General features: G+C 46.2%; 14 protein-coding genes. 9 read left to right on the top strand and 5 right to left on the bottom strand.

All coding sequences use genetic code 11. The annotated features are described in order from the left end of the window. Positions 1 to 204 precede the first annotated feature (204 nt). Positions 205 to 1,347: a molecular chaperone DnaJ gene (gene dnaJ / locus AACV20_RS17160; protein WP_026027474.1), complete on the top strand. Its 1,143-nt coding sequence runs from the start codon at positions 205 to 207 to the stop codon at positions 1,345 to 1,347. 109 nt (positions 1,348 to 1,456) lie between these two features. On the opposite strand, the gene AACV20_RS17155 is transcribed toward dnaJ, so the two are convergent. Then, the gene (locus tag AACV20_RS17155) at positions 1,457 to 1,888 is read right to left on the bottom strand and encodes a type IV pilin protein (protein ID WP_026028109.1); all 432 of its coding nucleotides are present in this window, start codon (positions 1,886 to 1,888) and stop codon (positions 1,457 to 1,459) included. A 102-nt stretch (positions 1,889 to 1,990) separates the two neighbouring features. Between AACV20_RS17155 and AACV20_RS17150 the strand changes: the two genes are divergently transcribed. The 5 genes from AACV20_RS17150 (at position 1,991) to AACV20_RS17130 (ending at position 6,654) form a co-directional block, all read left to right on the top strand. Beyond that, entirely contained in the window at positions 1,991 to 2,491 is a 501-nt protein-coding gene (locus tag AACV20_RS17150) for a GspH/FimT family pseudopilin (RefSeq protein ID WP_017043370.1), read from the top strand. Next, entirely contained in the window at positions 2,469 to 3,137 is a 669-nt protein-coding gene (locus AACV20_RS17145; RefSeq protein WP_094164459.1) for a PilW family protein, read from the top strand. The genes AACV20_RS17150 and AACV20_RS17145 overlap by 23 nt, the downstream gene beginning before the upstream one ends. Further along, on the top strand, positions 3,128 to 4,435 hold the full coding sequence (locus tag AACV20_RS17140; protein ID WP_094134194.1) for a hypothetical protein: 1,308 nt from the start codon (positions 3,128 to 3,130) through the stop codon (positions 4,433 to 4,435). The genes AACV20_RS17145 and AACV20_RS17140 overlap by 10 nt, the downstream gene beginning before the upstream one ends. Further along, positions 4,425 to 4,838: a type IV pilus modification PilV family protein gene (locus AACV20_RS17135; RefSeq protein WP_013857425.1), complete on the top strand. Its 414-nt coding sequence runs from the start codon at positions 4,425 to 4,427 to the stop codon at positions 4,836 to 4,838. The genes AACV20_RS17140 and AACV20_RS17135 overlap by 11 nt, the downstream gene beginning before the upstream one ends. Before the next feature lie 256 nt (positions 4,839 to 5,094). Further along, on the top strand, positions 5,095 to 6,654 hold the full coding sequence (locus AACV20_RS17130) for an AbgT family transporter (RefSeq protein ID WP_170907695.1): 1,560 nt from the start codon (positions 5,095 to 5,097) through the stop codon (positions 6,652 to 6,654). 63 nt (positions 6,655 to 6,717) lie between these two features. On the opposite strand, the gene fghA is transcribed toward AACV20_RS17130, so the two are convergent. Both fghA and AACV20_RS17120 read right to left on the bottom strand, forming a co-directional pair. Continuing rightward, positions 6,718 to 7,560, bottom strand: a complete 843-nt coding sequence (gene fghA, locus AACV20_RS17125) for an S-formylglutathione hydrolase (protein ID WP_170907694.1) — start codon at positions 7,558 to 7,560, stop codon at positions 6,718 to 6,720. Positions 7,561 to 7,611: 51 nt separating this feature from the next. Continuing rightward, complete coding sequence (locus AACV20_RS17120) at positions 7,612 to 8,745, bottom strand: S-(hydroxymethyl)glutathione dehydrogenase/class III alcohol dehydrogenase (RefSeq protein WP_170907693.1); 1,134 nt, start codon at positions 8,743 to 8,745, stop codon at positions 7,612 to 7,614. A gap of 126 nt (positions 8,746 to 8,871) precedes the next feature. On the opposite strand from AACV20_RS17120, the gene AACV20_RS17115 reads away from it, so the two are divergent. Next, positions 8,872 to 9,759, top strand: a complete 888-nt coding sequence (locus tag AACV20_RS17115; RefSeq protein WP_170907692.1) for a LysR family transcriptional regulator — start codon at positions 8,872 to 8,874, stop codon at positions 9,757 to 9,759. Between the two features lie 20 nt (positions 9,760 to 9,779). After that, positions 9,780 to 10,295, top strand: a complete 516-nt coding sequence (gene tadA / locus AACV20_RS17110; protein WP_170907691.1) for a tRNA adenosine(34) deaminase TadA — start codon at positions 9,780 to 9,782, stop codon at positions 10,293 to 10,295. A 37-nt stretch (positions 10,296 to 10,332) separates the two neighbouring features. Here tadA and AACV20_RS17105 read toward each other — a convergent pair whose 3' ends face one another. Next, positions 10,333 to 10,467, bottom strand: a complete 135-nt coding sequence (locus AACV20_RS17105) for a hypothetical protein (protein WP_254917022.1) — start codon at positions 10,465 to 10,467, stop codon at positions 10,333 to 10,335. A 209-nt stretch (positions 10,468 to 10,676) separates the two neighbouring features. Next, a complete protein-coding gene (mltF, locus tag AACV20_RS17100; protein ID WP_013857418.1) occupies positions 10,677 to 12,215 on the bottom strand; it encodes a membrane-bound lytic murein transglycosylase MltF in 1,539 nt (512 codons plus the stop codon). A gap of 312 nt (positions 12,216 to 12,527) precedes the next feature. Here mltF and purL point away from each other — a divergent pair, with 312 nt between their 5' ends. Next, complete coding sequence (gene purL / locus AACV20_RS17095) at positions 12,528 to 16,424, top strand: phosphoribosylformylglycinamidine synthase (RefSeq protein ID WP_170907690.1); 3,897 nt, start codon at positions 12,528 to 12,530, stop codon at positions 16,422 to 16,424. Positions 16,425 to 16,534: the final 110 nt, after the last annotated feature.

The raw sequence follows: 16,534 nt of genomic DNA, 5'->3' as shown, positions 1-16,534 counted from the left end.
AAGAATGAAATCAACGGTATGATGCGGGCGTTTGGGGTAACTCTTACGCCCGTATGTCTGTAATTAATGAAAACTCATTGGTGTCCATCTAACTAACAGTGTCTTTTTAGTTTGAATTCACTAGAATCTAGAGCCATTAGTTAGGTCGATATAAACACCAAGCGGCAGCGTGTCGTTTGCGGTAACAAATTGGTGACGAAGAAGATGTCAAAACGTGATTTTTACGAAGTATTAGGCGTAGGCCGAGATGCCTCTGAGCGCGATATTAAAAAGGCGTACAAGCGCCTAGCAATGAAGTTTCACCCTGATAGAAACCAAGGGGATGACAGCGCTTCGGACAAGTTTAAAGAAGTAAAAGAAGCGTATGAAATTTTAACCGATTCGCAAAAGAAAGCGGCTTATGATCAGTACGGTCATGCTGCTTTTGAACAAGGCGGAATGGGCGGTGGCGGCTTTGGTGGCGGCAGTGCTGATTTTGGCGATATCTTCGGTGATGTCTTTGGTGACATTTTCGGTGGTGGTCGCCGGGGCGGTGGTCAAGCGCGTGCACAACGTGGTGCTGACTTGCGTTACAACATGGAACTGTCTTTAGAAGAGGCCGTTCGTGGTTGTTCGAAAGAGATTGAAGTGCCAACACTGGTCCATTGTGATTCTTGTGAAGGTACTGGCGCGAAGAAAGGCTCGTCTGCGCAAACGTGTGGAACCTGTCATGGTCACGGCCAAGTACAGATGCGCCAAGGATTTTTTGCTGTACAGCAAACCTGTCCGACTTGCCATGGTAAAGGTAAGATCATTAAAGACCCATGTAACGTGTGTCATGGACAGGGGCGTAAGCAAAAAACCAAAACGCTTAATGTTAAAATTCCAGCCGGTGTGGATACGGGCGATCGCATTCGTTTATCTGGCGAAGGTGAAGCGGGAGAAATGGGCGCTCCAGCGGGGGATTTGTACGTACAAGTTCACGTCAAAGAGCACCACATTTTTGAACGCGATGGCAACAACTTATACTGTGAAGTCCCTGTAAGTTTTGCTATGGCGGCACTTGGCGGTGAAGTTGAAGTTCCAACACTCGATGGTCGTGTAAACTTGAAAGTACCAGAAGAGACGCAAACAGGGCGCATGTTCCGTATGCGTGGTAAAGGTGTGAAAGGCGTACGCGGTGGGGCGATCGGTGATTTGGTTGTCAAACTCGTGGTTGAAACACCTGTGAAACTGAGCGCGCGTCAAAAAGAACTATTACGTGAATTTGAAGAAACTTGCGGTGGTGAAGCGGCAAATAAGCATAAGCCTAAATCGGAAGGTTTCTTTAATGGCGTGAAAAAGTTCTTCGATGATTTAACCAGCTAATTCACTGTTGAATTATTATCTATCCAATAAGGCCTGCAATGCAGGCCTTATTCGTTCCTGATACAGGATGACTTTCTCCTCCCCTCACAAACTGAACCTTTGTGGTGTTCTATTTCCAGCATGCGCTTGGTGCGGATTCGTTGGTTGATTTCAATGTCATGACCTTATCGCTGGTTAGACATTCATCCTTGTCTTGGCCTCTGGTGCTCTGCGCCGTCGCGGTGATGGTGTAGCTACTGGTTGCGGAACTGGCGACTGAAAACTGATAGCGTTCAGCATCGCTTTCACAGATGACGCAATTTCCCCCTGAAATGATCCCACTCCAGTCATAACCCTTATCGTAGTGATGCTCCAGTTCCAGTTGAATTCTCCCCATATCGGCGAGTGCGGTGGTTCGGTGCCCTTTTAAAACGTGCTTGGTATAACTTGGATAAGCGATTGCAGACAGTACGCCAATAATCACAACCGCAATCAATAATTCGATCAATGTCATCCCGAACGACCGCCGGTTGTGGTTGTTGCATTTAGAATTTCGAATCATCACGTGGAGTTCCTTGTTGATTTAGCCGCTATTTTTATTAGGTGATAGCATTCGCGCAAGGTGAATTTTGTTTCATATTTTAATTACATAGGAATTTGGGAAATGGCTCGCGGGTTTACTTTACTTGAGCTGCTTATCACGGTTTCCGTTTTGTCTATTTTACTCACGATAGCGGCTCCCAATTTCAAACAAGTCAGTGATACGCAAAAGATGCAACGTTTAGCGGGTGAGATTAATGGCTTGATGATGAGCGCCCGTTCGGAAGCAGTAATGAGAAAGCAGCCGCTATGGGCGCATATTGTCATGTCGGGTTCGGTTAATAGCCAAGGTGAATGGCAAATCGTGCTGACTAATTCAGGAACCTATCCCGGGGGGCAAGTGATTTCATCGCTATCGGGGCAACCTTATCGAAATATTGAATTGGGGGTGAATTACCCGTCAAATCAGATCCATTTTGAAGCCATTAATGGCCGAGCTGTAAATGGGAGCCTTGACTTTTCAACACACCAAGGTGCACTCAAATTCACGACCTATAGACCTTCAGGACGAATGCGCCTATGTGGTAATGGAGGAGACTATTTTGGTTTTAAGCAGTGCAGCTAACATACCGAGAGCAAAAAAGCATACCTATAAAGCTCATATCGCTGAAACCAAGCAGATGGGGGCAACGTTAATTGAGTTCATGGTGGCATCCATGCTTGGCTTAATTGCGATAGCCATTATCGGCTCCGTATTCATTACTGGGCAGAAGGTAGCGACCGAAAGAGGCAAGGAGCTACTGCTACTGCAACAAGTGACGGGCGCGCTGCAATACCTCAAACAAGATATTCAACGTGCAGGTTATGATGGCGGTCATGGTAACTCACTCACGTTACTGGATAGCGATGATATCGTTTTTGTTTCGGCCGACCAATCAACGCTCGCGTATGCCTACCTTGATGATACGGGGGCAACGAAACAGATCAGAAATGTTGGGTTTGTCATGACTTCTGGCGCGTTGGGTGTCTGTGACAGGCCGACGTCTGTGATTTCAGGGGCCAAAACCGTTTCCCAAGCGACGGCTGGTTGCTCTGCTATTTTTGATACTAACCAGATTAATGTGACTCATTTTCAAGTCCAGCGAGCATCATTAGCGGCGAATGGTGTGAGCTCAGCCTACATGACGATCTCTATGGCAGCAGAGTTGGTGGGGGATAGCCGTGTATCAACATCATTTGGAGTGGCAATAAAACAAAGGAATTGGCAGTAATGAAGCAAGCTCAGCAAGGCGCTGTAACGTTATTGATCACCACGCTTTTGTTGGTGCTCGCTTTAGTGGTGGCATTAGGCTCCTACCGTTCGCTCTTTTTTCAGATCAAACGAGCACAAAATGAGGTGCAAGCGAGGCAACAGCATTGGCGAGCAGAAGGGGGGCTTGAGTGTGGTTATAGCCATATTGTGAACAATAAAAATAGTTCAATTCCCAATAACCTCAATACCTTGTGTGTCGATTTAGAGTTAACGTACCTCTCTGCAGACCCTACTAACGCCAGTACACTTATGTCCCAGTATCAAATGACGACGTTGAAAAAGAACATTCTGTTTCAACGTGGGAGAAGTCCAGGAGCCATTCGTTCTACTTCAGACTTAATAGTGTTTGGCTCTACACTTATTTCTCCACCAGATCCCGGGCCCAAAAATAGTGATGGGAAATATGAATGCGCGGCTATCGCCGTTGCTAAATATGTTATTGCTACGGCGGGAGTGACAAATAATGGTGTTGGGAGTGCTATTCAAAAACCAAGCGCTGTTTTTGACAATAGTGCCGATTGCGCGCCGACGCATAAAACGAACAGTAGTTCACAAAGCGGTATTTGGAAAAATAGTAGCGGTCTTTATGAAGCAGTCAATGTCAAAAATGATATTTACCGAGATGAAACGCTAAACCCATTTAAAGATCTCTTTGGTTACGAACGGGGAGAATGGGAAAAAGCACGCGACGATACTGAATTTAAGTTCTTGAGTTACACAATGACCAGTGGTGATGTTGATTGTGTTTCGAAATTTAAAGGTGCTTTGGTTCTTGGTCAGCCCAATCAAGTATGGATTGATGGCAGTTGTCAACTGAACCAAGCATCGATTGATACAATGTCAACCATACAAAATGCTCATCCTGGAACTTACCTTTTTTTGCTGGTGCATAATGGTGTATTAGGGATTCGAGGGAGTGGCAGCATTCAAGGGGTGCTCTTTCACTTTAACAGTGGATTTGCCGCTGATACGGCAAATTGGAATGGATTTGATACTGAACTCATCGCGGATCTCAATGCTAATTTTGATGCACCGATAAAAACATTGTACGGCAGCGCTACCACCTTGACGCCAAAGCACGCTACCTACTTACAGTCGGGATCTTTTCAATTTACCGGAGGAATGGCCTTTGATACCCAAGGTCAGATAGCACTATTTTATAACTCGCTACGTTTGCAATATAACAGTGATATTGAAAACAGCTTTTCCTTTTCGGTTCCACCTAGATGGCAAAAAGGTTCATGGAATGATCTCTAAGCAGCAAGGATTTAGCCTAATAGAAGTGATGATATCGTTTGTTCTAATTGGTGTTGGGGCACTGGGTTTGGTCAAATTGCAAGTGTTGGTTGAGCAAAAGGCGGATTTTGCCGTTCATAGTATCGAAGCACTACATTTGGCCGAACAAAAGTTGGAATGGTTTCGTAGCCGTGGCGCTTCTGCCGCGATTTCTACTCTCACGCCAGCGAATTTTGATAGTGATATTGTTAACGGACAAGATAACTCACATCCCTTTTATACACTCAGTTGGTCAGTACCAACGGTCTCTTTATCGGGCTCACTGAAAACCATTTATATTGAGTCCTATTGGCATGATCGTCAGGGAAATAAGCAGTCGGTTGAGCTGAAAACCATGATTTCGCAGTTCAGTGAGTTTGATTAGCGTCTCGATGCTTATACAAAAATGAAATATTTGATTTTGCAAATTGGTTACTGATTTGTAGGAAAAAAGAGCATAAGAATGTGTTTGGATTGTTGTGGCGGAATGCTATTTTTGCAAAATATGTCCCCATTTTTGTAAAAAACTGTAGAAGCTTGTGCTTTGGTTGAGGCTTTTTTATAGAATAACCGACGATTAATAGGTCGGCTAAATAAATTGATATAGGCCTACAGCAGCAACATCACATATGGAGTTACGAATGAGTAACCAAGTCGTAAAACAAGCACCATTTCCGAAGCCGAGCGGTATGGATCGCTTTTTAAATTTTATTGAACATGCAGGAAATAAAATTCCTGACCCTGCGATTTTGTTCTTCTGGGCACTGATTATTGTTTGGGTTTCATCGGCACTGTTATCGAATGTGACATTTGATTTGACCAACCCTCGAACGGGTGAAGCACTGCAAGTGAATAACTTACTGACAGGTAAAGCGCTCGCGAGTTTTCTAGCCAATATGGTGACCACATTCACCAGCTTTGCGCCGCTAGGTATCGTGCTGGTTGCCATGCTCGGTGTGGGAGTGGCTGATTCTTCAGGGTTTATCACTACAGGCCTTAAGAAAATGCTAAATTTCACGCCAGCGAAACTACTAACACCGATGCTGATTTTGGTGGCGATAGTGTCGCATACGGCTGCTGATGCTGGTTATGTATTGGTTATTCCTCTGGGTGGGATTATTTTCCATGCGGCAGGGCGTCATCCACTGGCCGGTATTGCAGCCGCATTTGCTGGTGTTTCTGGTGGCTTTTCAGCGAACTTTATCCCTTCTGGTATTGATCCTTTGCTCGCTGGTTTTACACAAACCGCCGCACAAATTTTGGATCCTCAATACATAGTGAATCCGCTGGCGAACATTTTCTTCACGGGTTTATCTTCGGTGATCATCGTTGCGATTGGTTGGTATGTGACTGAGAAAATTATTGAACCTCGTCTAGCGAATATGCCTGTCGATGAAGATGCGGAAATAGCGCCTGATCTAGGAACATTCAGCGCAACTGAATCGAGAGCATTTCGTTTTGCTGGCTGGGCAATGGTGGTAGGTATTGCATTACTAGTAGCGGCTTTGATCCCAGAAAACTCAGCACTGCGTTCGCCTGATGGTGAGCTAACGGCCTTTTCTGCGCCAGTGATGAAGTCGATCGTTCCTTTGATTTTTATCTTGTTTATTATTCCGGGAATTGTGTATGGCCGAGTGGCTGGCACCTTTAAAAACAGTAATGACGTGATAAAAGCGATGTCTGGCACCATGGCTACGATGGGCGCATACATAGTGATGTCGTTCTTCTGTGCTCAGTTCTTATCAGCGTTTGGTCAATCTAATATTGGTACTATGTTGGCACTGTATGGCGCCGAAGGCCTAAAAGCGATGGACTTACCCGGCCAAGCAACGATTGTGGGGATGATTTTACTCACGGCTAGCGTTAATTTGCTGGTAGGTTCGGCCTCGGCAAAATGGGCATTGATTGGTCCAATTCTGGTACCTATGCTGATGGCGGTAGGGATTTCTCCCGAGCTATCGCAAGCGGCTTACCGCGTGGGCGATTCGGTTTCTAACATTATCTCTCCACTGATGGTCTTCTTCCCATTAGTCGTGGTGTATTGCCAACGTTATGTAAAATCGACGGGCATTGGCACCTTGGCTTCAATGATGATGCCTTTCTCCATTGCGATGCTGATTGGTTGGACGCTGTTCCTGCTCGCTTACTGGGCTTTTGGTATTCCGCTAGGGGTGCAAGCGCCTTACACATACAGCTTGTAGCGTTAACGTTATTTATCGAGTCTGAATTAAAAGCCCGCGAGTGTATCGCGGGCTTTTTCAATCTTATTTGTACAGATGTTGCGCGTGAAATGTTAAGTGATCATCAATGAAACTTTGAATGAAAAAATAACTGTGATCATAACCTTTATGCATTCTTAACGAGAGTGGGCTATTGCTCGCTTGTGCAGCGGCGAGTAAGCGTTCAGGTTTAAGCTGTTCGTGTAAAAACGGATCTTCCTCTCCTTGGTCAACCAAAATGGGTAAGGATGATGAGTGAGTGGTGAGCAATTCAACCGCATCGTATTGTTTCCAATCTTGCAGGTTACTACCAAGGTAGTGGCGAAATGCTTTTTGCCCCCAAGGGCAGTGTATTGGGTTGCTTATCGGGCTAAAGGCTGAAATCGAGCGATAGCGTTGAGGGTTTTTCAATCCGATGGTTAATGCACCATGGCCACCCATACTGTGTCCTGCAATCGCTCGCTGTTGGTTTACGGGAAAATATTGCTCTATTAAGGCTGGAAGTTCTTGCACAATGTAGCTGTACATTTGGTAGTACTTATCCCAAGGCGCTTGAGTTGCGTTGAGGTAAAATCCTGCGCCAAGGCCAAAATCATACGCTCCTTGCGGGTCGTCAGGAACACCTTCACCTCTTGGGCTGGTATCGGCGGCAACAATCGCGATACCGAGCTTAGCCGCGCTTTGAAATGCGCCAGCTTTTTGCATGAAGTTTTCATCGCTGCATGTTAAGCCGGATAACCAATACAACACCGGAACCGATTGATAGGCCGCTTGAGGTGGAAGATAAATAGCAAAACGCATACTGCACCCTAGTACTTGTGATGAATGCGTGTACTGTTTATGCCAGCCTTCAAATACTTTGGTTTGGCTAATGTTTTCAATGTGCATAGCAAGTTTCCCCACCCAGCCCTTTAAGAGAAAAGGGCTGACTATTAAGGCTTATTGGTCAAAATGAATCACAGAACGAATACTTTCGCCTTTATGCATTAAATCAAAGGCTTGGTTGATATCCTCTAAATCCATGGTATGGGTAATAAACTCTTGCAAACCAAATTCGCCTGCCAGATAGCGCTCGACAATGTGTGGCAGTTCCGAGCGGCCTTTTACGCCGCCAAATGCACTACCTCGCCATACCCGGCCCGTCACTAATTGGAAAGGGCGAGTTGATATTTCTTGGCCCGCGCCAGCCACACCAATAATGACTGATTCTCCCCAGCCTTTATGACAGCATTCCAATGCTTGGCGCATCACATTGACGTTACCGATGCACTCAAAAGAAAAATCAACACCGCCATTAGTCATCTCAATAATCACTTCTTGGATTGGCTTAGTCAGAGTTTTCGGGTTCAGGCAGTCCGTTGCACCAAGCTGAGTAGCAAGCTCAAACTTACTCTCATTGATATCAATGCCAATAATACGGCTGGCACCGGCCATTCTTGCGCCAATAATGGCGGAAAGCCCGATGCCGCCTAGGCCAAAGATGGCCACAGTATCACCTTGTTTAACTTTGGCCGTATTGAGCACCGCGCCCATGCCCGTTGTGACACCACAACCGAGCAAGCAGACCTCTTCTAATGGCGCCGCTTTATTGACCTTAGCCAAGGAAATTTCTGGCAACACGGTATACTCAGAAAAGGTGGAGCAACCCATATAATGGAAAATGGGTTGGCCGTCTTTATAGAAACGTGTAGTGCCATCCGGCATTAATCCTTTTCCTTGCGTTTCACGTACTGCTTGGCACAGGTTAGTTTTACCTGATTTACAGAATTTGCATTCACCACACTCTGCGGTGTACAAGGGAATGACATGATCTCCTACCTCGACGCTGGTTACCCCTTCACCAATCCTCTCAACGATACCGCCACCTTCGTGGCCGAGGATAACCGGAAAAATCCCTTCAGGGTCTTCACCAGATAGCGTAAAGGCATCGGTATGGCAAACGCCGCTCGCAATAATACGCACCAACACTTCGCCTTTTTGGGGCAACATAACGTCAACCTCCTCGACTTTTAGTGGTTGATTTGGCCCCCACGCAATCGCCGCGCGAGATTTAATGAATTGATGTGATGACATAAGATTTTCCTTTGCACATTACTTGAAGTTTCAAGTCAGTTGGGGAGAGTGACAGTATATTCCCTTCTTGAAATTTGATAATCGGTCTAAAATAAGAATCACTTTTACTTATCAGTAATAATTAAGATGGCGAGTTGGGAAGGCATTCATGAATTTGTTGCGGTGGCTGAAACTGGAAGTTTTACCGCAGCAGCGCACAAACTATCGACATCAGTAGCGAATGTCAGCCGACGTATTGCGCTATTAGAAGAGCGCTTGGCGGTAAAGTTGTTGCAACGTACCACGCGGCGAGTCTCCCTGACCGAAGCGGGTCAACTCTATTATCATCAGTGTCGGCAATTGGTTGAAGGCTTAGCGCAGGCTGATCTTGCTGTCACGCAGATGCAGCAAACGCCGTCAGGTTTACTGAAAGTGACCGCTCCGGTGACTTATGGTGAGCAGAAAGTCGCGCCTTTGCTGCATGAGTTTTTGCAGTTACATCCTCAATTGGAGTTGGAACTGATACTCACTAACCAAAAATTGGATCTGATTGCGGAAGGAATTGATGTCGCTGTACGATTAGGGCAGTTAGATGATTCGAGTTTTATTGGCAAAAAGTTATCCAACCGACAACTGTTTGTCTGCGCTAGCCCTGACTATTTGGTGGAATATGGCACCCCCTATTCATTGTCAGAGTTGGTTCATCACCAATGTTTACAAGGCACTATGAACTATTGGCGATTTAAGGATCAGCAACGCTCTCGTGAAATAGGTGTTAAAGGAAAAATTAAATGCAACAGCGGTGTGGCGTTATTGAATGCTGCGTTGCAAGGGATTGGAATCGTACAATTGCCCGACTATTATGTAGAGCCGTATTTGCTCTCGGGTGAGTTGCAAGAAGTGTTGCATCAGTACCGAGATGATCGTGAAGGTGTATGGGCCTTATACCCACAAAATCGCCATTTGTCCTCAAAAGTTAGGCTGCTGGTGGATTTTCTGGCAGAACGGCTATCGTCCGCTAACGGCAAAGGCTAGTGAAAGAGAAAATAGGATATATGAATACACAGTTTACCGTTCAAGATCAAAAGTTTATGCGCCGAGCTATCGCGCTTGCCAATCTTGCAGAACAAGCAGGTGAAGTGCCTGTGGGCGCTGTGCTTGTTAAAGATGGCGAAATAATTGCTGAAGGTTGGAATGCCTCTATTAGTCAACATGATGCGACAGCGCACGCTGAAATTCAGGCTCTGCGTCAAGCAGGTCAACAGTTACAAAATTATCGTTTGCTTGATACTACCTTATACGTCACTTTAGAGCCCTGTCCAATGTGCGCAGGCGCACTGCTGCATAGCCGAGTCAAAAGAATTGTCTTTGGCGCTCCAGATCTCAAAGCTGGGGCGGCCGGTACGGTGCTGAATTTATTTGAAAGCCAAGCCTCCTATCATTACGCGACGGTCGATAAAGGATTGTTAGAAGAGGAGTGTCGGGAGCAACTGCAATCTTTTTTTAGACGAAGACGCGCAGAGATACAGGCGGAAAAACAGCGGAATAAGCAACAGAGTGATGGGCTTTAGCAAACATCCACTTTGAGTAGATGTTTGCCGCTGAAGGTTAAGCAGAGATTAATTGCATAAATGCACGGTTACGCCAGATAATTTTCTTTTTATTATTGGATAACATACGTTTACGACGGTTCGCTGCCACCGTTTTATTAAGGTGTTTTGATAGCTTTTTACGTTTAAGCATAAACAACCTCCTACTGCTGAGTTTTGACAATGATCCCTAATGGTTTAGGGTGCCTTATGACAATCTTAATCTGCCTTTATAGTGCAGGATTGTTACCGTAATATGAAACTTAGGAAACGATCTTTTTCACGTTTTGATGTATGGGCTGCACACTTGGAAATCAAGTGTGCAATTTTCGTTCAACGTGGAAGATTTAGCTATTGCTATGCTTATTGAGCTACGGGGTCGAGATACTGATTATCCTGCGCCTCATCGGCCGATTCCATAGCTTCTAACGCGGCCTCCTCCTCCTCAATACTGATCACAACCAAATCATCAGTACCTGAACTATTGTCTATCTGCTTTTGTTGATCAACATGGCCAATAATACTTTGATAATAGCGACGAATATTTTCAACGTAGGCCTTGGCTTCGTCACCTCGCGCGTAGCCATATCGAGTCTGGCTGAAGTATTTCTTTTGTCTCAGTTGAGGGAGGCGTTCTTTGACTTCAGTCCATGAATCAGGGTTCGCACCTTGTTGCTTGGTTAAGCGTCTTGCATCCATCATATGCCCATAGCCGACGTTATAGGAGGCGAGAGCAAACCAAATTTTCTCATGTTCTGGGATGGAGTCTGGTATACGCTGTACCATCCGACGCAGGTATTCGACACCACCACGAATCGATTGTTCCGGATCGAGTCGATTGGCGACACCAACACTTCTTGCCGTAGGGAGAGTCAACATCATCATACCGCGGACCCCGGTGGGGGATTTAGCTAACGGATTCCAGTGAGACTCTTGATAAGCTAAGGCGGCAATCAATCGCCAATCAAACTCGTCAGAATATTGTTGGAAAAGAGGGGCCCATTTTGGTAAGCGGACATCGAGTGCTCTAATAAAGGCGCGCGTATCGACATAATCAAACGTGCCCACGTGACCAATATATTTCTCTTCTAAGGCCGCTAATTGACCAGATTGTTTAAGGTTGCCAAAAAACTCAATCATCAAGGCGTATAAGCTTTCATCTTCAGAACGACGCATATACCAAGCGATGGGCTGATCTTCAGTTAATTCAAAGGCGACGGCTAAGTCAGGGTAGATTCGCTGGGACAGCGAGACTTCGACCGAATCAGCCATGGTAAATAGCAGTTCGCCATTCGAAACCTGTTTTAAAAGGTCGTTAACGTCGGCGTTATTATTCACATTATACTGAAACTCTGGGTAGATCTGTTTAATGTCGCTGAGCGTATTTTCAAAGTGGGATTCATTCACGATAGAAAAAACGCTGTCACCTTCATGCCCAGCAATCAGTTCCGGTTGTTTTTCCAGTAATTGTTTTAAATTTCTTGGACGCCAGTTGCCTTTCTTATAGACGACTTGTTGGCTGACATAGTAATAAGCGGGCCCTGTTCTGTACTCATTCAAGCGTTGATTCGATTGACTTAACCCTGCTGCAACAACGTCGATTTCCCCATTTTTCAGTGCAGGAAAGAGACTAGACAACCGATAAGCGGGTTTCATCTCTAGTTTAACCCCAAGCTGATTGGCAAATTCGCGTGCTAGTTCGTAGTCCAGCCCTGCAGGGCCATCTGGGCCAATGTAGTAGGAGAGTTGATTGTTCAACGTACCCACTCGCAATACGCCACGTTCACGAATATGGTCAAGCTCGCTTTTAGGATCTGAATCGATTTGGCAACCGACGACAAAAAGAGTGAGTAGGAAAATGGACAATGAGCGATGAAGCTGAATCAGATAATACTTTGGCATTTATGAGCGATCTCTTACATCAATTACTGCCTTTATATCAAAGGCGGCCATATTGGCAAAGTTTCAGATCAAAAACGGATGAAAAAGTGTCGGCGACCACGCTAATGTGGCTGTATTTCAAATTTGACAAAAAAAATGACGCAAACGGTTGCTTTTGGTGTTACGTCACAAAAAGAATTCCTTTATAATGCGTTCGAAATTACGAGGTGAAATTGGTATGTATTCAGTTTTCTTTTATTAACTTATTGTATTTTAATGATTTTGAATTCATTCCAATTACACCTCAACCCACTGTATAAGAGACCTAAGCACATGAGAATTTTGCGTGGCTCCCCAGCGCTTTCTGAGTTTCGTGTTAACAAACTCGTTGAACTTTGTCGTGAACAGCAACTGCCTGTATCGGGTATTTACGCGGAGTTCATGCATTTTGCTGATCTCTCTGCGGATTTAGACGCTCAATCCCTTGAAAAATTAGAGAAACTACTCACTTATGGCCCAACGATTCAAGAACATGAGCCACAAGGTCTTCTTTTACTGGTCACTCCTCGCCCTGGAACCATCTCGCCTTGGTCTTCCAAAGCGACGGATATTGCGCATAACTGTGGTTTGAATGAGGTGAAGCGCTTAGAGCGAGGCACGGCTTACTACATCGAATTAGATCGCGAACTTTCTCAACCGCAACTTGTTACGCTTTATTCCCTGCTGTACGACCGAATGATGGAAGTCGTGTTTACCGATTTCGAATCAGCAACTTCACTGTTTAAAGTCGCTGAACCTGCTCCCGTAGCGTACGTCGACTTGCTGAATGGCGGCCGCTCAGCGCTTGAAAAAGCAAACGTTACCCTTGGGCTTGCATTGGCTGACGATGAAATTGATTATTTGTTCGAAAGCTTCGTCACTAAGCTTGAGCGTAATCCAACCGATATCGAATTAATGATGTTTGCTCAAGCAAACTCTGAGCATTGTCGCCATAAAATCTTCAATGCCGATTGGACTATTGATGGCGTTAAGCAAGATAAATCGCTGTTTAAGATGATCAAAAACACTTATGAAGTGACTCCTGATCACGTGCTGTCTGCCTATAAAGATAATGCCGCCGTCATGGTGGGTTCAGACGTTGGGCGTTTTTTCCCTGATCCAGAGACACGCCAATATGGTTATCACCATGAAAAAGCGCATATTTTAATGAAGGTGGAAACACACAACCACCCGACGGCGATTGCTCCTTGGCCGGGCGCTTCAACGGGTTCCGGTGGTGAAATTCGTGACGAAGGTGCAACGGGGATTGGTGGAAAACCTAAAGCCGGGTTAGTCGGTTTTACTACTTCAAACTTGCGTATTCCTAATTTTGTGCAGCCTTGGGAAACGGATTTTGGTAAACCGGGGCGCATTGTCACGGCACTTGATATTATGCTGGAAGGCCCGCTCGGTGGCGCGGCTTTTAACAACGAATTTGGTCGTCCCAACTTGTTAGGTTACTTCCGTACTTACGAAGAGAAAGTCAATTCTCACGCTGGTGAAGAAGTGCGTGGTTATCACAAACCAATCATGATTGCTGGTGGGATGGGGAATATCCGCGACGAGCATGTGCAGAAAAAAGAGATCCCTGTTGGTGCGAGCTTAATTGTGCTCGGTGGTCCGGCAATGAACATTGGCCTTGGTGGGGGCGCCGCTTCTTCGATGGCATCTGGCCAATCTGCGGAAGATCTTGATTTTGCGTCGGTACAGCGTGAAAACCCAGAGATGGAACGCCGCTGCCAAGAGGTGATTGATCGCTGCTGGCAACTCGGTGAGGCGAATCCGATCGCCTTTATCCATGATGTGGGCGCTGGTGGTATCTCAAACGCATTGCCTGAGCTTGTTGATGATGGCGAACGTGGCGGTATTTTCCAACTGCGTGATGTGCCTAACGATGAGCCGGGAATGAGCCCGCTTGAAATTTGGTGTAATGAATCACAAGAGCGTTACGTGCTGGCTGTAGCGCCAGAAAACATGGCGCGCTTTGATGCCATTTGCCAACGTGAGCGCGCGCCTTATGCTGTTGTGGGCATTGCCACTGAAGAGCGTGAACTGAAATTGGAAGATTCACATTTCGACAATACGCCAATTGATATGCCGATGGACGTATTGCTTGGCAAAACACCTAAAATGTATCGTGATGTGAAGACGCTGAAAGTTAATAATCCAGCACTTGATCGCCGTGATATCGAATTGAACGAAGCGATTGATCGAATACTGCGTCTCCCTGCGGTTGCAGAAAAAACCTTCCTCATCACCATTGGTGACCGAACCGTCACTGGCTTGGTTGCTCGTGACCAAATGGTTGGTCCATGGCAAGTGCCAGTAGCAAACTGCGCGGTTACCGCGGCAAGTTATGATACTTACCATGGCGAAGCGATGTCGATGGGGGAGCGCACGCCAGTTGCCTTGCTGGATTTTGGGGCATCGGCACGCTTAGCCGTGGGCGAAGCGATCACCAACATTGCCGCTACCCATATCGGTGATATCAAACACATTAAGTTGTCGGCGAACTGGATGTCACCAGCGGGTCACCCTGGTGAAGATGCTGGTTTGTATGAGGCAGTAAAAGCGGTCGGTGAAGAGCTTTGTCCTGCGCTCGGCCTGACTATCCCTGTGGGTAAAGATTCGATGTCGATGAAGACCAAATGGGATGAGAATGGCGAACAAAAAGAAGTGACCTCTCCGCTATCATTGGTGATCACGGCATTTGCTCGTGTTGAAGATGTACGTAACACCATCACCCCTCAGTTAAGAACCGATAAGGGCGAAACCTCACTGGTTTTGATTGATTTAGGTAATGGTAAGAATCGCTTGGGCGCAACGGCGTTAGCACAAGTCTACAAACAGTTGGGTGATAAACCCGCAGACGTAGATAATGCGGCGCAGCTTAAAGCCTTCTATGAAGCGATCCAAACCTTGGTCGCGAATCAGCAGATTATTGCCTATCACGATAAAGGTGACGGTGGTTTATTCGTTACTCTAGCTGAAATGGCCTTTGCTGGTCATTGTGGCGTGAAAGCCGATATCGCCGCGCTAGGTGATGATGCATTGGCCGCGTTATTTAATGAAGAGCTGGGCGCAGTCATTCAAGTTCGTCACCACGATTTAGATACGGTGATCTCGACGCTAACGGCGCATGGTTTACAAGCGTGTTCACACGTTATCGGTCGTGTTGACGCTTCTGATGAGCTAGCCATTACCGCTGGTGAACAACCTATTGTTGTGCGTAACCGCACCGAACTTCGCACCATTTGGGCTGAAACCACGCATAAGATGCAAGCGCTGCGCGATAACCCGCAGTGCGCGGACCAAGAGTTTGCAGCAAAACAAGATAACAGTGATAAAGGCCTTAACGTCAGTTTGAGCTTTGACGTGCAACAAGATGTTGCAGCACCGTATATTGCTAAAGGCGTGAAGCCAAAAATGGCTATTTTGCGCGAGCAAGGGGTTAACTCACACGTTGAAATGGCGGCAGCGTTTGATCGCGCAGGCTTTGAAACAACCGATATACACATGAGCGACATCTTAACGGGTCAAACAGTGCTTGAAGAGTACCAAGGCCTCGTCGCATGTGGTGGGTTCTCTTATGGTGACGTATTGGGCGCGGGCGAAGGTTGGGCGAAATCAGTGCTGTTTAATGTACAAGCTCGTGAACGGTTCCAACGTTTCTTCCAACGTGAAGATACTTTCTCGCTAGGAGTGTGTAACGGCTGTCAAATGCTGTCGAATTTGAAAGAGTTAATCCCCGGCGCTGATTTATGGCCGCGTTTTGTGCGCAATGAATCAGAGCGTTTTGAAGCGCGCTTTAGCTTAGTGGAAGTGCAGCAATCTGATTCACTGTTTTTTAATGAGATGGCTGGCTCGCGCATGCCGATTGCGGTTTCGCACGGCGAAGGGCGCGTTGAAGTTCGTGATACGGCACATTTAACGGCGATTGAACAATCAGGCACCGTTGCGCTGCGTTTTGTGGATAACAACGGCCATGCCACGCAGCAATATCCGAACAACCCAAATGGTTCACCAAATGCCATTACAGGCTTAACGACTCAAGATGGCCGTGTGACGATCATGATGCCGCACCCAGAGCGCGTGTTCCGCACGGTAGCGAACTCTTGGCATCCTGATTCTTGGGGTGAAAACAGTCCATGGATGCGTATGTTCCAAAATGCACGTAAGAACTTAGGGTAACTCACCTTGTCGCCAGTGAGAGAAACGACTTAGTCTTGTTATTCCAGCCGCTGCAACTCAGCGGCTTTTTTGTTTACTTTGAGGATGAATTTTTTGTAAAAAATGCAGAA

Origin of the sequence: Vibrio sp. B4-6 (assembly GCF_963888245.1) — a bacterium.
In the GTDB taxonomy this organism is placed as follows: domain Bacteria; phylum Pseudomonadota; class Gammaproteobacteria; order Enterobacterales; family Vibrionaceae; genus Vibrio; species Vibrio anguillarum.
Note: the sequence above shows the minus strand (reverse complement) of the source record. Positions and strands in the feature narration are given on the sequence as shown.